At 67.7% G+C, this 24,661-nt stretch carries 23 protein-coding genes and 1 tRNA gene; 10 read left to right on the top strand and 14 right to left on the bottom strand.

Going from position 1 to position 24,661, the window contains the following annotated elements:
* The first annotated feature begins 59 nt into the window (after window positions 1-59).
* Window positions 60-1,205 (top strand): homoserine O-succinyltransferase MetX, encoded by a 1,146-nt coding sequence (metX, locus tag ABFO07_RS02950; RefSeq protein ID WP_059563678.1) that lies wholly within the window; start codon window positions 60-62, stop codon window positions 1,203-1,205.
* A gap of 13 nt (window positions 1,206-1,218) precedes the next feature.
* Here metX and ABFO07_RS02945 read toward each other — a convergent pair whose 3' ends face one another.
* Entirely contained in the window at window positions 1,219-2,271 is a 1,053-nt protein-coding gene (locus ABFO07_RS02945) for an RNA-guided endonuclease InsQ/TnpB family protein (protein ID WP_059563677.1), read from the bottom strand.
* Window positions 2,272-2,357: 86 nt separating this feature from the next.
* Between ABFO07_RS02945 and metW the strand changes: the two genes are divergently transcribed.
* The 3 genes from metW to ABFO07_RS02930 all read left to right on the top strand — a co-directional run bounded on the left by metW (window position 2,358) and on the right by ABFO07_RS02930 (window position 5,619).
* On the top strand, window positions 2,358-2,966 hold the full coding sequence (gene metW, locus ABFO07_RS02940) for a methionine biosynthesis protein MetW (RefSeq protein WP_059563676.1): 609 nt from the start codon (window positions 2,358-2,360) through the stop codon (window positions 2,964-2,966).
* 198 nt (window positions 2,967-3,164) lie between these two features.
* Complete coding sequence (locus tag ABFO07_RS02935) at window positions 3,165-4,586, top strand: AmpG family muropeptide MFS transporter (RefSeq protein WP_059563675.1); 1,422 nt, start codon at window positions 3,165-3,167, stop codon at window positions 4,584-4,586.
* The gene (locus tag ABFO07_RS02930) at window positions 4,576-5,619 is read left to right on the top strand and encodes a M48 family metallopeptidase (RefSeq protein WP_059882063.1); all 1,044 of its coding nucleotides are present in this window, start codon (window positions 4,576-4,578) and stop codon (window positions 5,617-5,619) included. Before ABFO07_RS02935 ends, ABFO07_RS02930 begins: the two co-directional genes overlap by 11 nt.
* 12 nt (window positions 5,620-5,631) lie before the next feature.
* Here ABFO07_RS02930 and ABFO07_RS02925 read toward each other — a convergent pair whose 3' ends face one another.
* On the bottom strand, window positions 5,632-6,606 hold the full coding sequence (locus ABFO07_RS02925) for an AraC family transcriptional regulator (protein ID WP_059960113.1): 975 nt from the start codon (window positions 6,604-6,606) through the stop codon (window positions 5,632-5,634).
* 215 nt (window positions 6,607-6,821) lie between these two features.
* Between ABFO07_RS02925 and ABFO07_RS02920 the strand changes: the two genes are divergently transcribed.
* On the top strand, window positions 6,822-7,874 hold the full coding sequence (locus ABFO07_RS02920) for an NAD(P)-dependent alcohol dehydrogenase (RefSeq protein ID WP_059563674.1): 1,053 nt from the start codon (window positions 6,822-6,824) through the stop codon (window positions 7,872-7,874).
* An 87-nt stretch (window positions 7,875-7,961) separates the two neighbouring features.
* Here ABFO07_RS02920 and ABFO07_RS02915 read toward each other — a convergent pair whose 3' ends face one another.
* The 5 genes from ABFO07_RS02915 to gatC form a co-directional block, all read right to left on the bottom strand.
* A complete protein-coding gene (locus ABFO07_RS02915) occupies window positions 7,962-8,732 on the bottom strand; it encodes an exodeoxyribonuclease III (protein WP_059563673.1) in 771 nt (256 codons plus the stop codon).
* Window positions 8,733-8,781: 49 nt separating this feature from the next.
* Window positions 8,782-9,621 carry a polyphosphate kinase 2 family protein gene (locus ABFO07_RS02910; RefSeq protein ID WP_059881935.1) on the bottom strand — a complete coding sequence of 280 codons (840 nt, stop codon included), beginning with the start codon at window positions 9,619-9,621 and terminating at the stop codon, window positions 8,782-8,784.
* A 112-nt stretch (window positions 9,622-9,733) separates the two neighbouring features.
* Complete coding sequence (gene gatB, locus ABFO07_RS02905) at window positions 9,734-11,206, bottom strand: Asp-tRNA(Asn)/Glu-tRNA(Gln) amidotransferase subunit GatB (RefSeq protein WP_060362846.1); 1,473 nt, start codon at window positions 11,204-11,206, stop codon at window positions 9,734-9,736.
* 3 nt (window positions 11,207-11,209) lie between these two features.
* On the bottom strand, window positions 11,210-12,700 hold the full coding sequence (gatA, locus tag ABFO07_RS02900; protein ID WP_059906721.1) for an Asp-tRNA(Asn)/Glu-tRNA(Gln) amidotransferase subunit GatA: 1,491 nt from the start codon (window positions 12,698-12,700) through the stop codon (window positions 11,210-11,212).
* A gap of 69 nt (window positions 12,701-12,769) precedes the next feature.
* Complete coding sequence (gene gatC / locus ABFO07_RS02895) at window positions 12,770-13,069, bottom strand: Asp-tRNA(Asn)/Glu-tRNA(Gln) amidotransferase subunit GatC (protein ID WP_017334616.1); 300 nt, start codon at window positions 13,067-13,069, stop codon at window positions 12,770-12,772.
* A 364-nt stretch (window positions 13,070-13,433) separates the two neighbouring features.
* Between gatC and ABFO07_RS02890 the strand changes: the two genes are divergently transcribed.
* From ABFO07_RS02890 to rodA, 5 genes are all read left to right on the top strand, one after another.
* Window positions 13,434-14,477: a rod shape-determining protein gene (locus ABFO07_RS02890; RefSeq protein WP_004189550.1), complete on the top strand. Its 1,044-nt coding sequence runs from the start codon at window positions 13,434-13,436 to the stop codon at window positions 14,475-14,477.
* 124 nt (window positions 14,478-14,601) lie between these two features.
* Complete coding sequence (gene mreC / locus ABFO07_RS02885) at window positions 14,602-15,648, top strand: rod shape-determining protein MreC (protein WP_347468265.1); 1,047 nt, start codon at window positions 14,602-14,604, stop codon at window positions 15,646-15,648.
* Window positions 15,645-16,157: a rod shape-determining protein MreD gene (mreD, locus tag ABFO07_RS02880; RefSeq protein WP_017334618.1), complete on the top strand. Its 513-nt coding sequence runs from the start codon at window positions 15,645-15,647 to the stop codon at window positions 16,155-16,157. Before mreC ends, mreD begins: the two co-directional genes overlap by 4 nt.
* 81 nt (window positions 16,158-16,238) lie before the next feature.
* On the top strand, window positions 16,239-18,521 hold the full coding sequence (gene mrdA, locus ABFO07_RS02875) for a penicillin-binding protein 2 (protein WP_347468263.1): 2,283 nt from the start codon (window positions 16,239-16,241) through the stop codon (window positions 18,519-18,521).
* Window positions 18,522-18,532: 11 nt separating this feature from the next.
* Window positions 18,533-19,681, top strand: a complete 1,149-nt coding sequence (gene rodA, locus ABFO07_RS02870; RefSeq protein WP_059563668.1) for a rod shape-determining protein RodA — start codon at window positions 18,533-18,535, stop codon at window positions 19,679-19,681.
* 73 nt (window positions 19,682-19,754) lie between these two features.
* On the opposite strand, the gene ABFO07_RS02865 is transcribed toward rodA, so the two are convergent.
* The 7 genes from ABFO07_RS02865 to esaR form a co-directional block, all read right to left on the bottom strand.
* On the bottom strand, window positions 19,755-20,528 hold the full coding sequence (locus ABFO07_RS02865) for a tetratricopeptide repeat protein (RefSeq protein ID WP_059881943.1): 774 nt from the start codon (window positions 20,526-20,528) through the stop codon (window positions 19,755-19,757).
* Entirely contained in the window at window positions 20,525-21,310 is a 786-nt protein-coding gene (locus ABFO07_RS02860; protein ID WP_060015930.1) for an HpcH/HpaI aldolase family protein, read from the bottom strand. Before ABFO07_RS02860 ends, ABFO07_RS02865 begins: the two co-directional genes overlap by 4 nt.
* A gap of 256 nt (window positions 21,311-21,566) precedes the next feature.
* Window positions 21,567-22,019: a 6-carboxytetrahydropterin synthase QueD gene (queD, locus tag ABFO07_RS02855; protein WP_010090320.1), complete on the bottom strand. Its 453-nt coding sequence runs from the start codon at window positions 22,017-22,019 to the stop codon at window positions 21,567-21,569.
* Between the two features lie 19 nt (window positions 22,020-22,038).
* The gene (gene queE / locus ABFO07_RS02850; RefSeq protein ID WP_059906725.1) at window positions 22,039-22,671 is read right to left on the bottom strand and encodes a 7-carboxy-7-deazaguanine synthase; all 633 of its coding nucleotides are present in this window, start codon (window positions 22,669-22,671) and stop codon (window positions 22,039-22,041) included.
* A 70-nt stretch (window positions 22,672-22,741) separates the two neighbouring features.
* On the bottom strand, window positions 22,742-23,476 hold the full coding sequence (queC, locus tag ABFO07_RS02845) for a 7-cyano-7-deazaguanine synthase QueC (RefSeq protein ID WP_059563664.1): 735 nt from the start codon (window positions 23,474-23,476) through the stop codon (window positions 22,742-22,744).
* Between the two features lie 341 nt (window positions 23,477-23,817).
* Window positions 23,818-23,893: transfer RNA gene (locus tag ABFO07_RS02840), tRNA-Phe, on the bottom strand.
* A gap of 60 nt (window positions 23,894-23,953) precedes the next feature.
* Entirely contained in the window at window positions 23,954-24,655 is a 702-nt protein-coding gene (gene esaR / locus ABFO07_RS02835) for a response regulator transcription factor EsaR (protein ID WP_059996247.1), read from the bottom strand.
* Between the last annotated feature and the right edge of the window lie 6 nt (window positions 24,656-24,661).

Genomic DNA, 24,661 nt, shown 5'->3' with positions numbered 1-24,661 from the left:
CATCTTCGACTCCGCGCATCGCCGACACCGTTTAGCCGCCCAGTCATAAGGCGGAACGAATGGAATCGATCGGCATCGTCGCTCCACAGACCATGCACTTCGCCGAACCGCTGCGCTTGCAAAGCGGCAGCGTGATCGGCAACTATCAGCTCGTCGTCGAGACGTACGGCGAGCTCAACGCCGCGCGCTCGAACGCGGTGCTCGTCTGCCACGCGCTCAACGCGTCGCACCACGTCGCCGGCGTCTACGCGGACGACCCGCGCAGCGCCGGCTGGTGGGACAACATGGTCGGGCCGGCCAAGCCGCTCGACACCAACCGCTTCTTCGTGATCGGCGTGAACAACCTCGGCTCGTGCTTCGGCTCGACCGGCCCGATGAGCATCGATCCGTCGACCGGCAAGCCGTACGGCGCGCGCTTTCCGGTCGTCACCGTCGAGGACTGGGTGCACGCGCAGGCGCGCGTGGCCGACGCGTTCGGCATCGAGCGCTTCGCCGCGGTGATGGGCGGCAGCCTCGGCGGCATGCAGGCGCTCGCGTGGAGCCTGATGTACCCGGAGCGCGTCGCGCACTGCATCGACATCGCATCGACGCCGAAGCTGTCCGCGCAGAACATCGCGTTCAACGAGGTCGCGCGCTCGGCGATCCTGTCCGACCCCGACTTCCACGGCGGCGACTACTACGCGCACGACGTGAAGCCGAGGCGCGGCCTGCGCGTCGCGCGGATGATCGGCCACATCACGTATCTTTCGGACGACGACATGGCCGAGAAATTCGGCCGCGCGCTGCGCCGCGCCGACGGCGCGCTCGACGCGTACAACTTCAGCTTCGACGTCGAGTTCGAGGTCGAGTCGTACCTGCGCTACCAGGGCGACAAGTTCGCCGACTACTTCGACGCGAACACCTACCTGCTGATCACCCGCGCGCTCGACTACTTCGACCCGGCCAAGGCGTTCGACGGCAACCTCACCGCCGCGCTCGCGCAGACCAAGGCGAAATACCTGATCGCGAGCTTTTCGACCGACTGGCGCTTCGCGCCGGCGCGCTCGCGCGAGATCGTGAAGGCGCTGCTCGACAACAAGCGCACGGTGAGCTACGCGGAGATCGACGCGCCGCACGGCCACGACGCGTTCCTGCTCGACGACGCGCGCTATCACAACCTGATCCGCGCGTATTACGAACGAATCGCCAACGAGGTGGGTGCTTGACGTCGTCGCCTCTCTAAAGAGGGGCGATTCCCGCTACCGGCGATGCACGTCCGCATCGGAGAATGTTCAATGCGGCATTGGTATCACGATCATGCTCGACACCACACTCACTGCAGGCCCACTCTCTTATTCGCAGTCCCGCGATACCTTTCGGCCGCGTCGTGCTGGCTTTCGACCCGCACGCCGAACAGGACTGGGTAGAACCGCTTTCGTCGACTTCCTCGAACGTGACTCCGTGCGCCATCGCCTTGTAACGGAGCTTGTCTCGAAAGGACGACCAGGATGCGTCGTAGACGCTCTTCGCCATCCTGGTTCGGGCGAGTTTGGCGGCCGACACATTGCCGACCGCGATGTAATCGAAGCGCCGCACCAGATCGAGCGCGAGCTTGTGCTGGAAATCCGCACGGGCATTTGCCACCTTGGCGTGCAGCTTCGCGATATGTCGCCGGTGTTTGCGCGCCCGTTGCGCTTTCGCGAGCTTGTCGGCCGCACACCGGCCGAACTGGTCGTTGGGCAGTTTTTCTCCGGTCGAAAGTGTGGCGAAGTCTTTCAGGCCGAGATCTATGCCGACGCCGGAGCGGATCGGGCGCGCCGGAACATCGGGCATCTCGATCACGATGTTGAGGAACCAGTTGCCGCGCGCATCCTGCGCGAAGTTGGTGCCGTCCTTGATCCTGCCGTCGGGAAGCGGCCGGCTATTGAACACACGGAAAGTGTGGCCGGCAAAGCGAAACGCGTCGCCCTCGCGCTTCAGGTCGCGGCCCTTCAGCGGCACCCAGCCGAGCGATTTCCGGCCGCGATAGCGCAGGTAAGGGCGACGGTGCTGGCTACGCGACTTCGCGTATTGCTCGCACGTTGCGTTGACCGTGCCGGAGTGGATGCCGAGTGCCTTGCTGCTGCCGGTCGTCAGCACGTTCAGATCGAAACCCGTCGGCCACTTCTTGCCCCACTTGAGCGCGTGCTTCTGCGTGTCATTACAGAAGTTCCAGACGTAGTTCACCGCACGGCTCTGCTGGTTCAGCAGTCCGTTGAGCGACTTCACCCGGTAGCGGTAAACAAGGATCATGCCGGTCACTTTAACGCTGGAGTGCTGCCTGTCAACGGCGCTCCTTTTATCCCCGCCTTGAAGGACGGGGCTTTGCGGAGCATCTGATGAACCAGCAGGCGCTGAATTCCCTGTCCGCGCGCGCGGACTTCCGCACGATCGCACGCTGGGTCGAGCCGCGCTCGACCGTGCTCGACCTCGGCTGCGGCGACGGCTCGCTGCTCGCGTTGCTGATGGAAGAACTGGACGTCACCGGTTACGGCATCGAGCTGAACGACGCCGGCGTGCTCGCGAGCGCGAAGAACGGCATCAACGTGATCCAGCAGAATCTCGAGGACGGCCTGCGGCTGTTCGAAGACCACAGCTTCGACATCGCGATCCTGTCGCAAACCTTGCAGACGATCCACCAGACGGCCGCGATCCTGCGCGAAACGGCGCGCGTCGGCCGCGAGTGCATCGTGTCGTTCCCGAACTTCGGTTACTGGTCGCACCGTCTGTCGGTGCTGCACGGCCGGATGCCGGTGTCGAAATCGCTGCCGTACCAGTGGCACAACACGCCGAACGTGCGGGTGCTGACGATCAAGGATTTCGAGGCGCTCGCACCCGAGGTGGGCGTCACGATCCTCGACCGCGTCGTGCTGCACGAAGGGCAGCCGATTCGATGGGGAGCGAACTGGCGTGGTAGTCTTGCTGTCTACCGAGTCAGGCGCAGCTGAGCCGGCGCGCCGCCGTTGACGGACGGTGCGGCCGGCCAGGTGCGGCCGGCTAGGTGCGGCCAGCCAGGTGCGACCGGTCAAGGCATGGCCGGTCAGGTCAGGCCCGGCTGGTCTGGCCCTGCCCGCGCCGCACGGGCGGCCGCCATGTTGCGCCGCCTCCCCCGCCGCCATAACGTCAACGCTACCCAGTTTCTGTCCATGTCGAAAACGCCACACGAGGCGCCCGCACTCACCGCTCACGAGGATCACCCCGGCTGGCGAGCCTTCCTGAACACGCACATGCTGATCTGCGTGTTCCTCGGCTTCACGTCCGGCCTGCCGCTCTTCACGCTCGTCTATCTCGTGCAGGCATGGCTGCGCTCGGAAGGCGTCCAGCTGAAGGAAATCGGCCTGTTCGCGCTGATCCAGTTCCCGTATACATGGAAATTCCTGTGGGCGCCGCTGATGGACCGCTACCTCCCGCGCCTGCCCGGCTGGCGGCCCGGGCGCCGGCGCGGCTGGATGCTGCTCACGCAGGTGCTCGTCGCGGGCGCGATCGCCGCGCTCGGCTTCGTGTCGCCGCGCGATTCGATCTGGACGGTCGCCGCGCTCACCACGCTCGTCGCGTTCTTCGGCGCAAGCGCGGACATCGTGATCGACGCATATCGCCGCGAGTTGCTGCGCGATACCGAACAGGGCCTCGGCAACGCGGTGCACGTGAACGCGTACAAGCTCGCCGCGCTGATCCCCGGCTCGCTCGCGCTGATCCTGTCCGATCACCTGCCGTGGGACGTCGTGTTCGCGATCACCGGCGCGTTCATGCTGCCGGGCATCGTGATGACGCTGCTCGTGCGCGAGCCGGACGTGGTCGGCGCGCCGCCGCGCAACCTGCGCGACGCGATCGTGCTGCCGTTCCGCGAATTCATCCAGCGCGACGGCTGGGCCGGCGCGCTGCTCGTGATCGCGTTCATCTTCCTGTTCAAGATCGGCGACACGATGGCGACGACGCTGTCGACGTCGTTCTTCCTCGACATCGGCTTCTCGCGCACGGAGATCGGCATCGTCGCGAAGACCACCGCGCTCGTCGCGAGCGTCGCCGGCGGGATCATCGGCGGCGTCTGGCTCGTGAAGATCGGCATCGGCCGCGGGCTGTGGATCTTCGGCGCGCTGCAGATGGTGTCGACGCTCGGCTTCGCGTGGCTCGCGCAGGTCGGCCCCGGCTCGGCGGTGCTCGCGACGCTCTACGACTTCACGGTCGCCGCGAGCCACGCGATCGCGTCGGTGCTGTCGGTCGTCGGCATCGAGGTCACGCCGCAGCTCAGCCCGATGACGGTGGCGCTCGCGCTCGTCTACGGCTTCGAAACCTTCACGACCGGCCTGACGATGGCCGCCTTCGTCGCCTACATCGCGAGCACGACCGACCCGCGCTACACCGCGACGCAGTTCGCGCTGTTCACGAGCCTCGCGTCGGTGCCGCGCACGCTCGCGTCCGCGGCGAGCGGCTTCATCGTCGCGAAGACCGGCTGGTTCGACTACTTCCTGCTGTGCACCGTGCTCGCGATCCCCGGCATGCTGCTGCTGTTCAAGATCGCGCCGTGGCGCGGCAGCGCGCGCAATGGCGAGGCGACCCGTGCGCAGTGACCGCTTGCGCCGCCTCGCGCACCTGGCCGCATCGCTGAGCGTCGGCGTCGCGGCGCTCGGCACGGGCGCCGCGCACGCAGGCGATGCGGGTTCCGCCGCGGCGCCCGGCTCCGCACCGTCGGCCACGCCGGCGCCGGCCACGCCCGCGCCATCCGCACCGCCCACCGCCGCCGAACCCGCGCAACCGACCGGCGCCGCCGCGTCTGCAAAGGCCTACACGCCGACGCCGCAGCAGGTGCGCTTCGGCAACGCGGTCGCGTTCCGCACGTTGATTCCGTCGCCGGTGCTCGAGCAGCTGACGGCGAACGAATACGCACAGATCGTGCAGGCGGCCGCGCAAGGCAACCGCCTGCTCGCCGAGAACCAGCCGCGCGTGAAGCGCCTGCGCGCGATCGTCGCGAAGCTCGCGCCGTATTCGGTGAAATGGAACGACCGGGTCAAGACGTGGACGTGGGAGGTCAATGCGATCCGCTCGCGCGACATCCGCGTGTCGTGCCTGCCCGGCGGCAAGATCCTCGTGTACGGCGGCATGCTCGACCGCATCCGCCTGAACGACGACGAACTCGGCGTGCTGCTCGCGCACGGCATCGCGCACGCACTGCGCGAACACGCGCGCGGCAACTTCAGCGATCCGTCGCAGACGTCGCTGCGCGCGGCGACGCTGCCGCCGCTGTTCGGCGTCGGCGACCCGCTGCCGCCGCCGCTGAACCTCGACGGCCGCCTGCAGACGCTGCGCTACGACCCGACCGACGAGACCGAAGCCGACGTGATCGGCGGCGACATCGCCGCGCGCGCGGGCTTCGACCCGCGCGCCGCGATCACGCTCTGGGACAAGCTGGCGGCCGCGACGCGCGCGAACCGGGAAACCGGCTACATCTACACGCATCCGTACAGCACCGCGCGCCGCCAGGATCTGCTGAACCGGCTGCCGGACCTGATGCCGCTGTACGCGAAAGCTACGGCCAAGCGCATCGAGACGCTACCCGACTACGCGGGGATCGGCGCGCAGCGGCGCAAGGTCGCGCGGCGCTGAACGGGGGGCGCGCTATGCGCCGACCTTCGGCTCGACCGACAGATCGACGGCCGCGCGCTCCTCGAGCGTGCGGCTGCCCGACCCGCGCATCCAGCGCACCTCGTCGCCGGGGCTGCGGCCGAACAGCCGCTTGAACTCGCGGCTGAACTGCGACGCGCTCGCGTAGCCGACCCGCGCTGCCGCCGCGCCCGCGCTCATCCCGTCCTGCACCATCATCAGCCGCGCCTGGTGCAGCCGCGCGGCCTTCACGTACTGCATCGGCGACGTCGCCGTCACGCTCTTGAACTGCGCATGGAACACCGCGACGCTCATGCCGGCTTCCCGCGCGAGCGTGTCGACGTCGAAATCGGCGGTCAGGTCCGCGTGGATGCGGCGCAGCGCCCGCGCGATGCGGCCGAAGTGATGCTGCTGCGCGAGCGCCGCGCGGATCGCGTCGCCCTGCGCGCCGGTCAGCACGCGGTATGCGATCTCGCGCATGATCGACGGGCCGAGCACGCGCATGTCGTGCGGCGAAACAAGCGCCTCGAGCAGCCGCAGCACCGCATCGGCAAGTGGCGCGTCGAGCGGCGTCGAATACACGCCGCGCGGCTCGCTGAGCGCGACGCCGCGCGTCTCGTCGAGCAGGATCGACAATTCGGCGATCACCGCGAGATCGATGCGGATCGAGATTGCGAGAAACGGCGCGTCCGCGCTCGCGGATGTCTCGCATTCGAACGGCAGCGGCACCGACAGCACGAGATACTGCTGCGCGTCGTAGACGAACGACTGATCGCCGAGATAGCCGCGCTTGCGCCCCTGGCAGACGACGATGATGCTCGGCTCGTACAGCACCGGCATGCGCGGTATCGGCCGGTTCGCGCGAATGAAGCGCACGCCGTCGATATCTGCCGCCGCCATGCCTTCGTTCGGCGCGAGGCGCGCGAGCAGGTCGATCATGCGGCGCTGTACACGGTTGCCCGTGTCGGCGAAAAGGGGCTGGAAGCTCATCGGCGCGATCCGGTCCGGCAAGAGAAACAGGCTTGCAATGTAGCACTTTGACACCGTTTTAGCGGGGTGTTGGCCGCACTTCGAGAGAAATAGGCAAATCTTCGAGACCTTCAGGTATTTCGTGTCGACATATCGCTCCGTACGATGGCGTCCTGCCTCGCCGCGCCGCCACATGGCGCGACGGCAGCGACTTTTGCCGAACCAGGAGCCCCCGCATGAGCACAACCTATGCCTACGCCGCGACCGACGCCCGGTCGCCGCTCGCCCCGTTCGAATTCCAGCCGCGCGCGCTGCGCGATCTCGACGTGCAGATTGAGATCCTGTATTGCGGCGTGTGTCATTCGGATCTCCATCAGGCCCGCAATGAATGGAAGAACACGATCTATCCGGTCGTGCCCGGCCATGAAATCGTCGGCCGCGTGCGCGCGACCGGCCCGCAGGTGTCGCGCTTCAAGGCCGGAGATCTGGTCGGCGTCGGCTGCCTCGTCGATTCGTGCCGCACCTGCCCGAGCTGCGCGGAAGGGCTCGAGCAGTATTGCGAGAACGGTTTCGTCGGCACCTACAACGGCCGCGACCGCGTGAGCGGCGACGTGACCTACGGCGGCTATGCGACGCAGATCGTCGTCGACGAGGCGTTCGTGCTGCGCGTGCCGGACACGCTCGATCCGGCCGGCGCCGCGCCGCTGCTGTGCGCGGGGATCACCACGTATTCGCCGCTGCGCCAGTGGAACGTCGGCCCGGGCAAGAAGGTCGGCATCGTCGGGCTGGGCGGCCTTGGCCACATGGGCGTGAAGCTCGCGCGCGCGATGGGTGCGCACGTGGTGCTGTTCACGACGTCGCCGTCGAAGGTCGAGGACGGCAAGCGGCTCGGCGCGCACGAGGTGGTGATCTCGAAGGATGACGCGCAGATGCACGCGCACCTGAACAGCTTCGACTTCATCCTGAACACGGTCGCCGCGCAGCACGACCTGAACCCGTTCCTGCACCTGCTGAAGCGCGACGGCACGATGACGCTGGTCGGCGCGCCGGAGCACGACCATCCGTCGCCGCAGGTGTTCAACCTGATCTTCAAGCGCCGCCGTCTCGCGGGCTCGCTGATCGGCGGCATCGCGGAAACGCAGGAAATGCTCGATTTCTGCGCCGAGCACGGGATCACGTCGGATATCGAGACGATCCCGATGCAGCAGATCAACGCGGCTTACGAGCGGATGCTGAAGAGTGATGTGAAGTATCGGTTCGTCGTCGATATGGCGTCGCTCCGCGCGTAACGCGGCCGCTGCACCAAGCAAAACGGGCCGCGACATACGCGACCCGTTTTGCTGGCGACTTGCATCCGCGCCGTACGCGGGCAGCACTTACTTGTAGTCGTAATCCACCGTCAGCGGCGCATGGTCGCTGAACTTGATGTCCTTGAAGATCGACGTGCTTTTCGCAGTGCCCGCGATCCCCGGCGTCGCGATCTGGTAGTCGATCCGCCACCCGACGTTCTTCGCATACGCCTGGCCGCGGTTGCTCCACCACGTGTATTGCTCGGCGCGCGGATCGAGCGTGCGGAACACGTCGACGTAGCCGACGTCATCGAACAGCTTCGTGAGCCACGCGCGTTCTTCCGGCAGGCAGCCGGAATTCTTCTGGTTGCTCTTCCAGTTCTTGATGTCGATTTCCTTGTGGACGATGTTCACGTCGCCGCACAGGATCACCTCGCGCTTCTTCTTGAGCGCAGCGAGGTGCGGCATGAACTCGTCCATGAAGCGGTACTTCGCCTGCTGGCGCTCGTCGCCGCTCGAGCCGGACGGCACGTACACCGACACGACCGACAGCTTGCCGTAGCGCGCCTCGACGTAGCGCCCTTCCGAATCGAATTCGCTGCTGCCGAAGCCGATGATCACGTCATCGGGCTCGTGGCGGCTGTACAGCCCCGCGCCGCTGTAGCCCTTCTTCTCGGCATGGTGAAAATAGCTCCTGAAGCCGTGCGGCTCGACGAATTCGGCCGGCAGGTCGTCGGCCGACACCTTGATCTCCTGCACGCACACGCAATCGGCGTTCTGCTCGCCGAGCCAGTCGAAGAAGCCTTTCTTCGCGGCGGAGCGGATGCCGTTCAGGTTGGCGGTAATCACACGCATCATGTCGGGTTCCCGTTCAGTATTCTCTGGTTTCTATCGTAGCCGGCCGCGCTCAGCGGATCTTCACGCCTTCCAGCTCGGGCTTGGGCGGCGGGAATTCCAGCTTCATGTCGGTCAGCGTGCGCAGCAGCAGCTCGGCGATCATCACGTTGCGGTGCGTCTTCGAGTTCGCCGGAATCACGTACCACGGCGCATGCTCCGCCGACGTCGCGGCGAGCGCGTCGCGATACGCGCCCTGGTACGCGTCCCAGTGCTTGCGCGCGTCGAGGTCGGCGATGTCGAACTTCCAGTGCTTGGTCGGATCGTCGACCCGCGCCTGCAGCCGGTCGCGCTGCTCGTCCTTCGAGATGTGCAGGAAGCACTTGACGATCGTCGTGCCGTTCTCGACCAGCATCGTCTCGAAATCGCGGATCTGCCGGTAGCGGCGCTCGCACTCCTTCTCGTCGATCACGCCCAGCACGCGCGGCACGAGCACGTCTTCATAGTGGCTGCGGTTGAAGATCGCGAGCTCGCCCGCCGACGGCACCTGTGCATGCACGCGCCACAGGAAGTCGTGCGCGGCCTCGATCGGCGTCGGCGCCTTGAACGACACGACGCGCAGGCCGAGCGGATCGACCTCGCGGAACACCGCGCGCACGGTGCCGTCCTTGCCGCTCGTGTCCATGCCCTGCAGCACCAGCAGCACGCGCTTCTTCTGCTGCGTGTGCAGCCGCTCCTGCTGCACGTCGAGTTCCATCGACACGGCCGACAGCCGCTCGCGGTCGGTTTCCTTCGCCCCCGACGAAAACGGCTTCACGGACGGATCGAATGCGTCGAGCGTGAACGCCGCGGCGTCCTTCTCGCGCGTGTGGTACGGCACCCGGTAGTCGTCGAGCGACGGTTGTTTCGCCATGCGTTCCTCCGTGTGACGGCGCGCACGCCGCGTGCGCGCCAGTTGCAACGGGCCGCCCCGAACAGGTTCGGCGGCGGCCCGTCATCAAGCGCGGGTCAGGCGCGTGCGCCGCTTACCCGAGCTTCTTCTTCAGCAGTTCGTTGACCTGCTGCGGGTTCGCCTTGCCCTTCGTCGCCTTCATCGCCTGGCCGATCAGCGCGTTGAACGCCTTTTCCTTGCCCGCACGGAATTCCTCGACCGACTTCGCGTTCGCCGCAAGCACCTCGTCGATGATCGCCTCGAGCGCGCCGGTGTCGGAAATCTGCTTCAGCCCCTTCGCGTCGATGATGCGGTCGGCCGCGCCTTCGTCGGCGGCCTTCTCGTCCCACATCGTCGCAAAGATTTCCTTCGCGATCTTGTTCGAGATCGTGCCGTCCGCAATCCGCTGCAGCACGAGCGCGAGCTGGGCGGCCGACACGGGGATCGCGTCGATCTCGATGCCGTCGCGGTTCAACTGCGACGACACGTCGCCCATCAGCCAGTTCGCGGCGATCTTCGCGTTCGCGGCGCCGGCCTTGGCAACCACTGCCTCGAAGTACGCGGCCATCGCCTTGCTCGACGTCAGCACGCCCGCGTCGTACGCGGACACGCCGTACTGCTCGACGAAGCGCTGCTGCATCGCGGCCGGCAGCTCGGGCATGCCGGCCTGCACGCGCTCCACCCAGTCCGCGCCGATCACGAGCGGCATCAGGTCCGGATCGGGGAAGTAGCGATAGTCGTGCGCGTCTTCCTTGCTGCGCATCGAGCGCGTTTCGCGCTTGTCCGGGTCGTACAGGCGGGTTTCCTGCACGACCTCGCCGCCGTCCTCGATCAGCTCGATCTGGCGGCGCACCTCGTAGTTGATTGCCTCTTCGAGGAAGCGGAACGAGTTCAGGTTCTTGATCTCGGCGCGGGTGCCGAACTTCTCCTGGCCGACCGGTCGCACCGACACGTTCGCGTCGCAGCGGAACGAGCCTTCCTGCATGTTGCCGTCGCAGATGCCGAGCCACACGACGAGCCCGTGCAGCGCCTTCGCATATGCGACCGCCTCGGCCGCGCTGCGCATTTCCGGCTCGGTGACGATTTCGAGCAGCGGCGTGCCCGCGCGGTTCAGGTCGATGCCCGTCATCCCGGCGAAGTCTTCATGCAGCGACTTGCCCGCATCTTCTTCCAGATGCGCGCGGGTCAGGTTGATGGTCTTCGAATACGCTTCCTTGCCGGCCTTTTCATTGGCGGGCACCTGGATCGTGATCTGGCCGCCCTGCACGACCGGAATCTCGTACTGGCTGATCTGATAGCCCTTCGGCAGATCGGGGTAGAAATAGTTCTTGCGCGCGAAGATGCTGCGCGGCGCGATGGTCGAGCCGATCGCGAGGCCGAAGCGGATCGCCCGCTCGACCGCGCCGCGGTTCAGCACCGGCAGCACGCCCGGCAGCGCGAGGTCGACCGGACAGGCCTGCGTGTTCGGTTCCGCGCCGAACTGCGTCGGCGCGCCGGAGAAAATCTTCGAGACGGTCGACAGTTGCGCATGCGTCTCGAGACCGATGACGACTTCCCATTGAGTCATTGCTTACACCCCCGCCGGAACTTGCTTGTGCCAGCCGGTCGCGCGCTGGAACGCGTCGGCGACCTGCAGCATCCGGGCTTCGTTGAAATAGTTGCCGATGATCTGCAGGCCGACCGGGCGCTGCGCATTCGCGCCCGCGCCGAAGCCGCACGGCACGCTCATGCCGGGCAGGCCGGCGAGGCTCACCGACAGCGTGTAGATGTCCGCGAGATACATCGCCACCGGATCGTCGCCCTTCGCGCCGAGATCCCATGCGACCGTCGGCGACGCCGGGCCCATGATCACGTCGCAGGACTTGAACGCTTCCTGGAAATCCTGCGCGATGATGCGGCGGATCTTCTGCGCCTGCAGGTAGTACGCGTCGTAGTAGCCGTGCGACAGCACGTAGGTGCCGACCAGGATGCGGCGCTTCACCTCGGGGCCGAAGCCCTCGGCGCGCGACTTCTTGTACATGTCGAGCAGGTCGCCGTACTGGGCCGCGCGGTGGCCGTAGCGCACGCCGTCGAAGCGCGACAGGTTCGACGACGCTTCCGCCGGCGCGATCACGTAGTAGACGGGGATCGACAGCTCCGTCTTCGGCAGCGACACCGGCACGAGCGTCGCGCCGAGCGCCTCATACTGCTTGAGCGCCGCGTCGATCGTCGCGCGCACGTCGTCGGCGAGGCCGTCGCCGAAGTATTCGTTCGGCAGGCCGATGCGCAGGCCCGCGAGCGGCTTCGCCGCATCGTTGCCCGGTGCCCACGGCTGGCCGAGGTGGCGCGTGAAATCCTCGTCGTCGCGCTCGAGGCTCGTCGAGTCGCGCTCGTCGAAGCCGGCCATCGCGTTCAGCAGCAGCGCGCAGTCGGCCGCGCTCTGCGCCATCGGGCCGCCCTGGTCGAGCGACGACGCGAACGCGATCATCCCGTAGCGCGACACGCGGCCGTAGGTCGGCTTGATGCCCGTCACGCCCGCGAACGACGCGGGCTGGCGGATCGAGCCGCCGGTGTCGGTGCCGGTCGCGGCCGGCGCGAGGCGCGCGGCGACGGCGGCCGAGCTGCCGCCCGAGCTGCCGCCCGGCACCGCGTGGGTGTCCCACGGGTTCTTCACCGGGCCGAACGCGGAGTTCTCGTTCGACGAGCCCATCGCGAACTCGTCCATGTTGGTCTTGCCGAGCGTGACCATGCCGGCCGCCTGCAGGCGGGCGACGACGGTCGCGTCGAACGGGCTCGCGTAGTTCGCGAGCATCTTCGAGCCGGCGGTCGAGCGCCAGCCGCGCGTGACGAACACGTCCTTGTGCGCGATCGGCAGGCCGGTGAGCGCGCCGCCCGCGCCGCGCGCGAGCTCGGCGTCGGCGGCCTTCGCCTGCGCGAGGGTGAGGTCGGCGTCGACGTGGACGAACGCGTTCAGGTGCTGCGCGGCGTCGATCCGTTTCAGGTAGTGCTGCGCCAGCTCGACGGCCGAGCATTCCTTGGCGGCGAGCGCGGCGCGCAGTTCGGTCAGGCTTTTTGCGTGCATTGAGTGGTTTTCCTGGGAATTCTGGGTCGCGCGCCGCGCGAAACGGCGGGCGCGCTTGTCATCGAACGCTTACTCGATCACCTTCGGCACGAGGTACAGGCCGTCCTGCACGGCCGGCGCCGGACGCTGGTTGTCGTCGCGGTTCACCGTTTCCGTGACGGCGTCGTCGCGCAGCCGCTGCGCAACCGCCTGGATCTGCTCGATCGGGTGGGCGAGCGGCGCGATGCCGGTGGTGTCGACTGCCTGCATCTGCTCGACGAGGCCGAAGAATTCATTGAGCTGGCCGAGCGTATGCTCGGCGTCGGCGTCGGCCATTTCGAGCCGCGCAAGGTGCGCGATGCGTTTCACATCGGTCAGGGTCAGGGCCATGCGGTCACCGGAAAACAAGGCGGCGCGGCACGCGAAAACCGGTGCCGCGGCGGGGGGTTGGAGGGTACGATCCCGCCCTCAAAAATCGGGTACGAAGCGGCAAAAATACCGCCCGTTTCGATTCAAATACGGCGAAATTATAAGGTATCATTACGCGTTCGACCCAAACCCGGCAGCCTTTTCCCGCACCGTTTCGCCCTGTTTCGGCCAGCCGTGCGGGCATGGTGCGACTCCCGGTAGACTTCACTCGCAGCTTCGAGCGCCGCGGCGGCCGCTTCCGCCACGATCCGAGGCTGTTATTTTTTCCGCTGCCGCCCTCAGCGCTCGCTATGAAGGGCCGGCCCAGAGCGAAACAGGATTCTGAATGTTCGGTTTTTTGCGCAGCTACTTCTCCAACGATCTGGCGATCGACCTCGGCACCGCAAACACCCTGATCTACATGCGCGGCAAGGGCATCGTGCTCGATGAGCCGTCGGTCGTGTCGATCCGCCAGGAAGGCGGCCCCAACGGCAAGAAGACGATCCAGGCGGTCGGCAAGGAAGCCAAGCAGATGCTCGGCAAGGTGCCGGGCAACATCGAGGCGATCCGCCCGATGAAGGACGGCGTGATCGCCGACTTCACCGTCACCGAGCAGATGATCAAGCAGTTCATCAAGACGGCCCACGAGTCGCGCATGTTCTCGCCGTCGCCGCGCATCATCATCTGCGTGCCGTGCGGCTCGACCCAGGTCGAGCGCCGCGCGATCAAGGAAGCCGCCCACGGCGCCGGCGCGTCGCAGGTCTACCTGATCGAGGAGCCGATGGCAGCCGCGATCGGCGCCGGCCTGCCGGTGTCGGAAGCAACGGGCTCGATGGTCGTCGATATCGGCGGCGGCACGACCGAAGTCGGCGTGATCTCGCTCGGCGGCATCGTCTACAAGGGCTCGGTGCGCGTCGGCGGCGACAAGTTCGACGAGGCGATCGTCAACTACATCCGCCGCAACTACGGCATGTTGATCGGCGAACAGACCGCCGAAGCGATCAAGAAGGAAATCGGCTCCGCGTTCCCGGGCTCCGAAGTCAAGGAAATGGAAGTGAAGGGCCGCAACCTGTCGGAAGGCATTCCGCGCAGCTTCACGATCTCCAGCAACGAAATCCTCGAGGCGCTCACCGATCCGCTGAACCAGATCGTGTCGTCGGTGAAGATCGCGCTCGAGCAGACCCCGCCGGAACTGGGCGCCGACATCGCCGAGCGCGGGATGATGCTGACGGGCGGCGGCGCCCTGCTGCGCGACCTCGACCGCCTGCTCGCGGAAGAAACCGGCCTGCCGGTGCTCGTCGCCGAAGATCCGCTCACCTGCGTCGTGCGCGGTTCGGGCATGGCGCTCGAGCGCATGGACAAGCTGGGCAGCATCTTCTCGTACGAGTGATCGTCTAGCAGTCTCCTGACATGACGCACCCGCGGCGTGGCCGGCTCGCTCGTTTAGAACGAACCGCCGCGCCGTTTGCGCGTCTGAGCTTCATTTAACCGATCATTCGCGCCCGGCGCCGACCATGGAATACAGTCCGCCGCCCCTCTTCAAGCAAGGCCCGCCCGCGCTCGCGCGGCTCATCTTCTTCGTCGCCGTCGCGATCGCACTCCTGGTGTCGGACGCGCGCTTCAACACGCTCGAAATCGTCCGCGGGGTGCTCGGCACCGTGCTGTATCCGCTGCAGCGCGCGGCGCTCGTGCCGCGCGACCTGTTCATGGGCGCGGCCGAGATCGCCACCTCCGGCGCCTCGCTGCGCCACGAGAACGACCAGCTGCGCGCGCGCAACCTGCAACTGTCGACGCAGGCCAACCAGGCCGCCGTGCTCACGCTGGAAAACACCCACCTGCGCGCGGTGCTCGAGCTGCGCCAGCACATCGCGACGCGCTCGACCCCCGTCGAGATCCAGTACGACACGGCCGACCCGTTCACGCAGAAGATCGTGATCGGCCAGGGCATGCAGCAGGGCATCCAGGTCGGCGCGCCGGTGGTCAGCGAGGACGGCGTCGTCGGCCAGGTCACCCGCGTGTTCCCGCTGCAGGCCGAAGTCACGCTGATCACCGACCGCGATCTCGCGATTCCGGTCCAGGTGCTGCGCACCGGCCTGCGCAGCGTGATCTACGGCACCCCGCGCGGCGATTCGCTCGACCTGCGCTTCGTGCCGACGAGCGCCGACCTCGTCGCCGGCGACGAGCTCGTCACGAGCGGCCTCGACGGCGTCTATCCGCCGGGCCTGCCGGTCGCGAAGGTCGCGCGCGTCGACAAGCTCGCCGACACCGCGTTCGCGCGCGTGACCTGTGCGCCGGTCGCCGCGGTGCGCGGCGCGCGGCAGATGCTGGTGCTGCATTACCAGAACGACATCCCGCCGCGCCCCGAGCCGGAGCCGGCCGCCGACAAGAACGCGAAGGGCGGCAAGAAGGCCGCGAAGGGCGCCGCGAAGCCGGCCGACAAGGCCGCCGGCGCCCCGGCCCAGCCGGGCGCGAATGCCGCCCCCGCCGCCCCCGCCGCGCCGACGAAACCCGCCGCCGCGCCCGCGAAGCCCGCGGCAGGGCAGCCAGGAGCCCAGCGATGAACCGTCCGCAATACATCCTGCAGCCGGTCAACCCGTACTTCATCGTCTTCAGCCTCGCCGCCGCGTTCCTGCTGAACCTGATGCCGTGGGGCCGCCTGCCCGGCGTGCCCGACTTCGTCGCGCTCGTGCTGCTGTTCTGGAACATCCACCAGCCGCGCAAGGTCGGGATGGGCGTCGCGTTCGCGCTCGGCATCCTGATGGACGTGCACGAAGCGGGCCTGCTCGGCGAGCATGCGCTCGCCTACACGCTGCTGTCGTACGGCGCGATCACGATCCATCGCCGCGTGCTGTGGATGCCGATCGGCGTGCAGGTGCTGTACGTCACGCCGCTGCTCGTCGTCGCGCAGCTCGTGCCGTTCGTGATCCGCCTGCTGATGGGCGCCGCGTTCCCCGGCTGGCGCTACCTGGTCGACGGTTTCGTCGAGGCCGCGCTGTGGCCGATCGCGAGCCACCTGCTGCTGATGCCGCAGCGCCGTCCGGTCGATCCGGACGACACGCGCCCGATCTGAGCGCGCCCGCGCCGCCAGGACCTGCCTTGAACATCCGCCGCCCTTCCACCCGCCGCGCCGGGTTCGCTCGACCGTAACCGCATGACCGAATTCAACGACACCCAACAGCAGCTCTCGAGGTTCCGCCTGCGCGTCGCGGCGGCGGGCGTGTTCGTGTTCGTCTGCTTCGGGCTGCTCGCGAGCCGCTTCTTCTACCTGCAGCTCTGGCAGCACGGCAAATACGCGCTGCAGGCCGAGGAGAACCGCATCTCGGTCGCGCCGATCGTGCCGAACCGCGGCATCATCACCGACCGCAACGGCGTCGTGCTCGCGAAGAACTATTCCGCGTACACGCTCGAGATCACGCCGTCGAAGCTCACCGACACGCTCGAGAACACGATCGACCAGCTCGCGACGATCGTGCAGATCGACGCGCGCGACCGCCGCCGCTTCAAGAAGCTGCAGGAAGACTCGAAGAACTTCGAGAGCCTGCCGATCCGCACGCGCCTCACCGACGACGAAGTCGCGCGCTTCACCGCGCAGCGCTTCCGCTTCCCCGGCGTCGACGTGCGCGCGCGGCTGTTCCGCCAGTACCCGCTCGGCACGACGGCCGCGCACGTGATCGGCTACATCGGCCGCATCTCGAAGCGCGACCAGGATCGCATCGACGCGATGAGCGACGACAACGACAGCGATCCGGAGCACTACGATCCGCGCCGCGACGCGAACAACTACAAGGGCACCGACTACGTCGGCAAGATCGGCGTCGAGCAGAGCTACGAGACCGAGCTGCACGGCCTGACCGGTTTCGAGGAAGTCGAGGTGACGGCGGGCGGCCGGCCGGTGCGCACGCTGTCGCGCACGCAGGCGACGCCCGGCAACAACCTCGTGCTGTCGCTCGACATCGGGCTGCAGCAGATCGCCGAGCAGGCGTTCGCCGGCAAGCGCGGCGCGCTCGTCGCGATCGAGCCGAAGACGGGCGACGTGCTCGCGTTCGTGTCGTCGCCGAGCTTCGACCCGAACTCGTTCGTCGACGGCATCGACCAGCAGACCTGGGACGAGCTGAACAACTCGCCCGACAAGCCGCTGCTGAACCGCCCGCTGCACGGCACCTACCCGCCCGGCTCGACCTACAAGCCGTTCATGGCGCTCGCGGGGCTGACGCTCGGCAAGCGCACGCCGGGCTGGGGCATCCAGGATCCCGGCTACTTCACGTTCGGCGGCCACACGTTCCGCAACGACGTGCGCGCGGGCCAGGGTTTCGTCGACATGAACAAGGCGATCATGGTGTCGAACGACACCTACTTCTACATGCTCGCGCGCGACCTCGGCGTGAACGCGATCGCGAACTTCATGAAGCCGTTCGGCTTCGGCCAGATCACCGGCATCGACGTCCAGGGCGAGGCGCGCGGGATCCTGCCGTCGCCGGACTGGAAACGCAAGACCTTCAAGAAGGCCGCGCAGCAGAAGTGGTTCGACGGCGAGACGATCAGCCTCGGGATCGGCCAGGGCTACAACTCGTTCACGATCCTGCAGCTCGCGCACGCCACCGCGACGCTCGCAAACGACGGCGTCGTGATGAAGCCGCACCTCGTGAAGGAAGTCGAGGATCCGATCTCGCGCGGGCGCCACCTCACCGTGCCGAAGGAAAGCGCCACGATCCCGCTCAAGCAGTCGGACATCGACGTCGTGAAGCGCGGGATGGAGAACGTGATCGAGAACCCGTCCGGCACCGCGTACAAGGTGTTCCGCGGCGCGCCGTACCTCGCGGCCGGCAAGACCGGCACCGCGCAGGTGTTCTCGCTGCAGGGCGGCAACTACAAGGGCCACCTGCTCGCCGAGCACCTGCGCGACCACGCGCTGTTCATCGCATACGCGCCGGTCGACCATCCGCAGATCGCGCTCGCGCTGATCGTCGAGAACGGCGGCTGGGGGGCGCAGTCCGCGGGCCCGATCGCGCGCCGCGTGCTCGACTTCTACCTCGTCGAGCGCCAGAACCCGAAGAACGAGGCGGCCGCCGTCGCGGCCGCGGCGTCGGCCACCGAGCCGGTCAACGTGCCGGTAACCGGCGATACATCGAAACCCGTCACCGTCGCGGCCGGCTTCAAGATGCTGCCGCAGCCGGTCGTGCCGGGCGCGGCCAGCGCGGCGGACGCCGCGTCGGTGCCCGACGCGTCCGGCGTGCCGGGCGCCGGCGCCGCTCCGGCAGCCCCGACGGTCGCGAGCGCCGCCGCACCGGCCGCCGCGAGCATGCCGCCGATCCGGCGCATGCCGCACCGGCCGCGCCGGCCCGCCAGCGACGCGCAGCCGCTGGCCGCCGCGCCGCGGGACGACAACCGTGCGACGTCCGCCGCGAAATCGGCGGACGACGGCACCGCTCATTAACGGAGAAAGGCATGCAATTCGACAAGCGCGCCTGGCTCGACAAGATCAAGCAGATGTTCGCGGGCTTCGACCGCCCGCTCGCCCTCATCGTGTTCCTGCTGCTGTGCGTCGGCATCGTCACGCTTTACAGCGCAAGCATCGACGTGCCGGGCCGGGTCGAGGACCAGTTGCGCAACATCCTGCTGACGTTCGTGCTGATGTGGGTGATCGCCAACATACCGCCGACGACGCTGATGCGCTTCGCGGTGCCGCTCTACTCGTTCGGCGTCACGCTATTGATCGCGGTCGCGCTGTTCGGGATGACCAAGAAGGGCGCGAAGCGCTGGCTGAACGTCGGCGTCGTGATCCAGCCGTCCGAGATCCTGAAGATCGCGACGCCGCTGATGCTCGCGTGGTACTACCAGCGCCGCGAAGGCGGCCTGCGCTGGTACGACTTCATCGCCGCGTTCGGCATCCTGATGGTGCCGGTCGGGCTGATCGCGAAGCAGCCCGACCTCGGCACCGGCCTGCTCGTGTTCGCGGCGGGCTTCTTCGTGATCTACCTCGCGGGCCTGTCGTTCAAGCTGATCGTGCCGGTGCTGGTCGCCGGCGTGCTCGCGGTCGGCTCGATCGCGGTGTTCGAGGAGCGGATCTGCCAGCCGGAAGTGCAGTGGCCGCTGATGCACGACTACCAGAAGCACCGCGTGTGCACGCTGCTCGACCCGACCTCCGACCCGCTCGGCAAGGGCTTCCACACGATCCAGGCGGTGATCGCGATCGGCTCCGGCGGCGCGCTCGGCAAGGGCTACCTGAAGGGCACCCAGGCGCACCTCGAATTCATTCCGGAAAAGCACACCGACTTCATCTTCGCGGTGTTCTCCGAGGAATGGGGCCTCGCCGGCGGCCTCGTGCTGCTCACGCTGTACATGGCGCTGATCGCGCGCGGCCTGTACATCGCCGCGCAGGGCGCGACGCTGTTCGGCCGGCTGCTGGCCGGCTCGCTCACGCTCGCGTTCTTCGTCTACGCGTTCGTCAACATCGGGATGGTGAGCGGGGTACTGCCTGTCGTCGGCGTGCCGTTGCCGTTCATGAGCTACGGCGGCACCGCGCTCACGACGCTCGGCATCGCGATCGGGATGATCATGAGCGTCGGCCGGCAGCGGCGGCTGATGAAGAGCTGAGCGGGCTGCGCGCCGGACGTTTGCCCGCATATCGAAGCGGCTCGGGATGGCGGCGCCTCGTGCGCCGCTTTTTTCATTGCGATGCGCCGTGCGGGCTGCCTTCGGTCGTCGCGCCGGGGGTGCCGCCGGTCGCCGGGCCCTGCGCCTTCACGCGCGCGCTCAGCTCCTTGAATTTCAGCCCCGCGGTCTCGTCGCCCTGCGCGGCCGCAGCCGCGTAATACGCGCGCGCGATGTTCAGGTTCTGCTCGACGCCGTCGCCGCCGCGCTCGTAGAACGATGCCGTCACGTATTGCGCGGTGGGCTCGCCCGCGTCGGCCGCCTGCTTGTACCACGCGAATGCCTGGCGGTTGTCGCGCGGTGTGCCGCGCCCGTCGAGGAACTGGTTCGCGAGCGACAGCTCCGCCTGCACGTGGCCCTGCTTCGCAGCCTTCAGGAACCAGCGATGCGCCTCGGCCGGATTGCGCGCGACGAATTCGCCGTCGTCGAACATCCGCCCGTACACGTACTGCGCGTGCGACATGTTCGCGTCCGCCGCGCGCTTCAGCCAGCGCAGGCCCTCGTCGACGTTCGCCGTCACGCCTTCGCCCGTGATCAGCATCATCGCGTAGTTGAACTGCGCGAGGCGATCGCCGCGCTCGGCCGCATCGTGAAACTGCACGAGCGCCGCGCGGTAGTTGCCGGCGTTGTAGTCGGCAATCGCGGACGCCGTCTCGCGCGCCGGCTCCGGCTGCGCATGCGAACCCTGCGCGAGCGCCGCGCCGCAGACGGCCCACAGGCCGAGCGCGGCGCCGCCTGCCCGCATCGCGCGCGCGCAGCCGTGGCGGCCCGCGCCGTCGATTCCGTTCATGACCGCACCTCCTGCAACGCCTGCCGCGTCGCGCGCAGCAGCCAGGTTACGTCGGCGGACAACGCGATCACCCGGTAGCCGGCGTCGCGGTATTGCCGCGCGGCCGCAGTATCCGCCGCGAAAATGCCGACCGCGATGCCCGCCTGCCGGCCCGCCGCGAGCACGCACGCCATCGCGGATTCGACATCCGGATGCCGGGCGTCGCCGAGATGCCCGAGGCTGGCCGCAAGGTCGGCGGGGCCGACGAACAGGCAGTCGATACCCGGCGTCGCCGCGATCCGCTCCACGTCGTCGACGCCGCGCGCCGATTCGATCTGCGCGATCACCGCGACCTGCGCGTTCGCGGTCTGCAGGTAATCGCGCCGCATCCCGAACGCCGCTGCGCGCACCATCCCCGCCACGCCGCGCAAGCCGTCCGGCGAATCGGGCGACGGATAGCGGGTGAGCCGCACCGCATGCGCGGCGTCGTCGGCGGTCTCGATGTTCGGGAACATCAGCGTGCGCGCGCCCGCATCGAGCGCGCGCTTCACGAGCCACGGCTCGCGCGCCGGCACGCGCACGACGGGCTCGCTCGGCAGATGCGCGGCGGCCAGCGCGCGCAGCTGCGACGCGACGTCGTCGCTGTCGTTCGGCGCGTGCTCCATGTCGATGCACAGCCAGTCGTAGCCGGCGTGCGCGAGCGCCTCGGCGGCGGCGTCGCTCGCGAGCGTCAGCCACAGGCCGTACAGCGGATCGTCACCGTCGTGCAGACGTTGTTTGAGGGAATTGGTGAGCGTGCTCATCGAAACGGCCTCCTGGCGGACAGGCAATCGAACGGGGCAAGCAATGGGCGGGGCGCGATGCGCCGGGCGGCGGCGAAACGGTACGGCGGCGCACGCGAACCGTCCGGCCGATGCACGGAAACGGACGCGCGTCACGACGCCACGCAACGATCATAGCGCGGCGCAGGGCGGAATGTGGGGAGGGACGGCGGGCGCCGGGCGTTCGGCCCGGCAGCCGGCGCAGGCGGGATTCGGCTGACGAATCCCGCAGCCGGATTCAGCGGCCGGGCTCGCGCTCGACGTCGGCCCAGCAGTTCGGGGTTTCGTACAGGCGCACGCGCTCGAGGCGCAGGTTGATGCCGTAGTGCGCGTCGTACACGTTCGCGAGGATGTCGAACGCGATCGCCGCGAGGTTCTCGACGGTCGGGATCCGGTCGATCACGACGGTCTTGTGATCGGCCATCTGCTCGAGGAACGAACGCACGACCTCGTCGCGCGCGTAGACGAGGAACGCGTGATCCCACTTGCTGACCAGATGCTCCATCGCGAGCGCCTTCACGTCGGCGAAATCCATCACCATGCCGCGGTCGGGCGCGCCCTCGGTATCGACGAGATCGCCGCGCAACGTGATTTCGAGCACGTAGCGATGGCCGTGCAGGTTCCGGCACTGGCTGCGGTGATCGGGGATGCGGTGGCCCGCGTCGAATTCGAGTTTTCGGGTAATCAGCACGATGTCAAAAAGCCGTGGCTCAGGGAATGTTCAGATACTTGTGGGTCTGCATCGACAGGCGCCACTGCGGATGGCGCTTGCACCAGTCGATCGCGAGCTTCGTATTGAGGTCGCGCGACGGGCCGTCCATCGGCTGGACGAGGAAATAGTCGAAGTCGAGCTTCGCGTAGTCGGCGAGCCGCTGGTTGTCCTGCGGGATCACGACCTTCAGCTCGTTGCCCTTCGTGACGACGAGCGGCGCGTCAGCCTTCGGGCTCACGCAGATCCAGTCGATCGACTCGAGCACCGGCAGCGAGCCGTTGGTCTCGATCGCGATCTCGAAGCCCTGCGCATGCAGCGCGTCGACGAGCGGCTGGTCGATCTGCAGCATCGGCTCGCCGCCCGTGCAGACGACGAAACGATGCGCCTCGCCGTCCGGCCACAGGCTCGCGATCTTCGCGGCAAGCTCGGCGGCGTCCCTGAACTTGCCGCCGTTCTCGCCGTCGGTGCCGACGAAATCGGTGTCGCAGAAGCGGCACACCGCCTCCGCGCGGTCCTCTTCGCGGCCGGACCACAGATTGCAGCCGGCGAACCGGCAGAACACGGCCGGACGGCCCGCATTCGCGCCTTCGCCCTGCAACGTGTAGAAAATTTCCTTGACCGCGTAAGTCATCGTTCCTGGTGCGGCATGCGCCGCGCGTTGTCGATCAGTTCATCCATTGTGCGCTGCCGGCGCGCACGCGTCACAGCGGCGCTTCCGTCACCCGCTCGCCCTTCAGATAGGCCTCGTAGCCGCGCTTGCGCAGCTTGCAGGCCGGGCATTCGCCGCAGCCGAAACCCCAGTCGTGCAGCTCGGCGCGCTCGCCGACATAGCACGTATGCGTCTCGACGCGGATCAGCTCGACGAGTGCCGGGCCGCCGAGCTGCTCGGCGAGCTGCCAGGTCTGCGCCTTGTCGAGCCACATCAGCGGCGTCTCGAGCACGATCCGCGTATCCATCCCGAGGTTCAGCGCGACCTGCAGCGCCTTCATCGTGTCGTCGCGGCAGTCCGGGTAGCCGGAGAAGTCGGTCTCGCACATCCCGCCGACCAGCACGCGCAGCCCGCGGCGGTAGGCGACAGCCGCGGCGATCGTCATGAACAGCAGGTTGCGGCCCGGCACGAACGTGTTCGGCAAGCCGTTCGCCGCGGTCTCGATCTCGATCGCACGCGTCATCGCGGTGTCGCTGATCGCCCCGAGCACCGACAGGTCGACCATGTGATCGTCGCCGAGGCGCTCCGCCCATGCGGGGAACTGGCGCTTCAGCGCGTCGCGCACGCCTTCGCGGCACTCCAGCTCGACGCGATGGCGCTGACCGTAGTCGAAGCCGAGGGTCTCGACCGTCTGGTAGCGTTCGAGGGCCCAGGCCACGCACGTGGCCGAGTCCTGCCCGCCCGAAAACAACACGAGCGCGCCGTCTTTAGCGTCTGTCCGAATCACCGTGATACTCCGTGAATGTGTAGGCTCGCGTCGCGCTGCGCGCGGACGGCCGGCTGCCGCCGAGCGGCCCGACGCGTGCCGGCATGCGCCGGCTCGACCAGTATAGGCAGCGCCGCTCGCCGCGCAGGCGACGGGACGCTTATACCGCCCATCGTGCGCCATCGGCGCCGCGCACCGGCGCACGGCCGGACCGCCAGCCTCGCGATGCACGCGAAGCGGCGCGCTAAGTCATTGAGCGGGCAAGGATTTTAACACGCCGCCGCCAATGCCGCCGGGCACGTCGTGCCACCACAAACGAAAAACCCCAAGAATCTGGCGATTCTTGGGGTTTTGGAAACTGCTGGTGGCCTGGGACGGAATCGAACCATCGACACGCGGATTTTCAATCCGCTGCTCTACCAACTGAGCTACCGGGCCAACGAAGAAGCAAAGTATATCGAGCTTTGTTGTGCCGCACAAGGGGTTTCGTGAAATTTCTTATACGGCCCCTTCCGACGGCTTCTTGCCGAGCTCGACGCCGAGCTGCTTGAGCTTGCGATAGAGGTGCGTGCGCTCGAGGCCCGTCTTCTCCGCGACGCGCGTCATGCTGCCGTTCTCGCGCGCGAGGTGATACTCGAAGTACGCGCGCTCGAACGCATCGCGCGCTTCGCGCAACGGGATGTCGAACGGAATCGCCGCCGTCTGCCCGGCGAGACCGAGCGCGGCGGTCATGTCGTCGCCGAGCGTCGGCAGTGCCGCCGCGGATGCGATGGACGCCGGCCCGGCGGTCTGCCCCGCCGTGGTCTTCGCTGCCGCGTTGACGGTCATCGGCGCCGCGCCGCGCGCGAGGCCGTGCTCGACCGCCTTCAGCAGCTTCTGCAAGGCGATGGGCTTCTCGAGGAAATCGAGCGCACCGATCTTCGTCGCCTCGACGGCCGTGTCGATCGTCGCGTGCCCGGACATCATGATCACGGGCATCGTCAGCAGCCCCTGCGCCGCCCATTCCTTGAGCAACGTGACGCCGTCGGTATCGGGCATCCAGATATCGAGCAGCACGAGATCGGGCGCCTGATCGAGACGGTATTCACGCGCGGCCTGCGCGTTTTCCGCCGCCTCGACGACATGTCCTTCGTCGCTGAGGATCTCCGAGAGCAATTCCCGGATGCCCATTTCATCATCTACCACCAGGATGGTTGCCATTTACGC

Source organism: Burkholderia stagnalis (genome assembly GCF_039848545.1).
Taxonomy (GTDB): domain Bacteria; phylum Pseudomonadota; class Gammaproteobacteria; order Burkholderiales; family Burkholderiaceae; genus Burkholderia; species Burkholderia stagnalis.
Note: the sequence above shows the minus strand (reverse complement) of the source record. Positions and strands in the feature narration are given on the sequence as shown.

Excerpts from the sequence above, each read along its gene's own strand:
- ABFO07_RS02910 (WP_059881935.1), bottom strand. The coding sequence starts at position 9,621 with ATGGCGAAACAACCGTCGCTCGACGACTACCGGGTGCCGTACCACACG.
- mreC (WP_347468265.1), top strand. The coding sequence starts at position 14,602 with ATGGAATACAGTCCGCCGCCCCTCTTCAAGCAAGGCCCGCCCGCGCTC.
- mrdA (WP_347468263.1), top strand. The coding sequence starts at position 16,239 with ATGACCGAATTCAACGACACCCAACAGCAGCTCTCGAGGTTCCGCCTG.
- gatA (WP_059906721.1), bottom strand. The coding sequence starts at position 12,700 with ATGCACGCAAAAAGCCTGACCGAACTGCGCGCCGCGCTCGCCGCCAAG.
- gatB (WP_060362846.1), bottom strand. The coding sequence starts at position 11,206 with ATGACTCAATGGGAAGTCGTCATCGGTCTCGAGACGCATGCGCAACTG.
- ABFO07_RS02925 (WP_059960113.1), bottom strand. The coding sequence starts at position 6,606 with ATGAGCTTCCAGCCCCTTTTCGCCGACACGGGCAACCGTGTACAGCGC.
- rodA (WP_059563668.1), top strand. The coding sequence starts at position 18,533 with ATGCAATTCGACAAGCGCGCCTGGCTCGACAAGATCAAGCAGATGTTC.
- gatC (WP_017334616.1), bottom strand. The coding sequence starts at position 13,069 with ATGGCCCTGACCCTGACCGATGTGAAACGCATCGCGCACCTTGCGCGG.
- ABFO07_RS02890 (WP_004189550.1), top strand. The coding sequence starts at position 13,434 with ATGTTCGGTTTTTTGCGCAGCTACTTCTCCAACGATCTGGCGATCGAC.
- ABFO07_RS02860 (WP_060015930.1), bottom strand. The coding sequence starts at position 21,310 with ATGAGCACGCTCACCAATTCCCTCAAACAACGTCTGCACGACGGTGAC.
- mreD (WP_017334618.1), top strand. The coding sequence starts at position 15,645 with ATGAACCGTCCGCAATACATCCTGCAGCCGGTCAACCCGTACTTCATC.
- ABFO07_RS02915 (WP_059563673.1), bottom strand. The coding sequence starts at position 8,732 with ATGATGCGTGTGATTACCGCCAACCTGAACGGCATCCGCTCCGCCGCG.
- esaR (WP_059996247.1), bottom strand. The coding sequence starts at position 24,655 with ATGGCAACCATCCTGGTGGTAGATGATGAAATGGGCATCCGGGAATTG.
- ABFO07_RS02920 (WP_059563674.1), top strand. The coding sequence starts at position 6,822 with ATGAGCACAACCTATGCCTACGCCGCGACCGACGCCCGGTCGCCGCTC.
- queE (WP_059906725.1), bottom strand. The coding sequence starts at position 22,671 with ATGACTTACGCGGTCAAGGAAATTTTCTACACGTTGCAGGGCGAAGGC.
- ABFO07_RS02935 (WP_059563675.1), top strand. The coding sequence starts at position 3,165 with ATGTCGAAAACGCCACACGAGGCGCCCGCACTCACCGCTCACGAGGAT.
- ABFO07_RS02865 (WP_059881943.1), bottom strand. The coding sequence starts at position 20,528 with ATGAACGGAATCGACGGCGCGGGCCGCCACGGCTGCGCGCGCGCGATG.
- metW (WP_059563676.1), top strand. The coding sequence starts at position 2,358 with ATGAACCAGCAGGCGCTGAATTCCCTGTCCGCGCGCGCGGACTTCCGC.
- ABFO07_RS02945 (WP_059563677.1), bottom strand. The coding sequence starts at position 2,271 with ATGATCCTTGTTTACCGCTACCGGGTGAAGTCGCTCAACGGACTGCTG.
- metX (WP_059563678.1), top strand. The coding sequence starts at position 60 with ATGGAATCGATCGGCATCGTCGCTCCACAGACCATGCACTTCGCCGAA.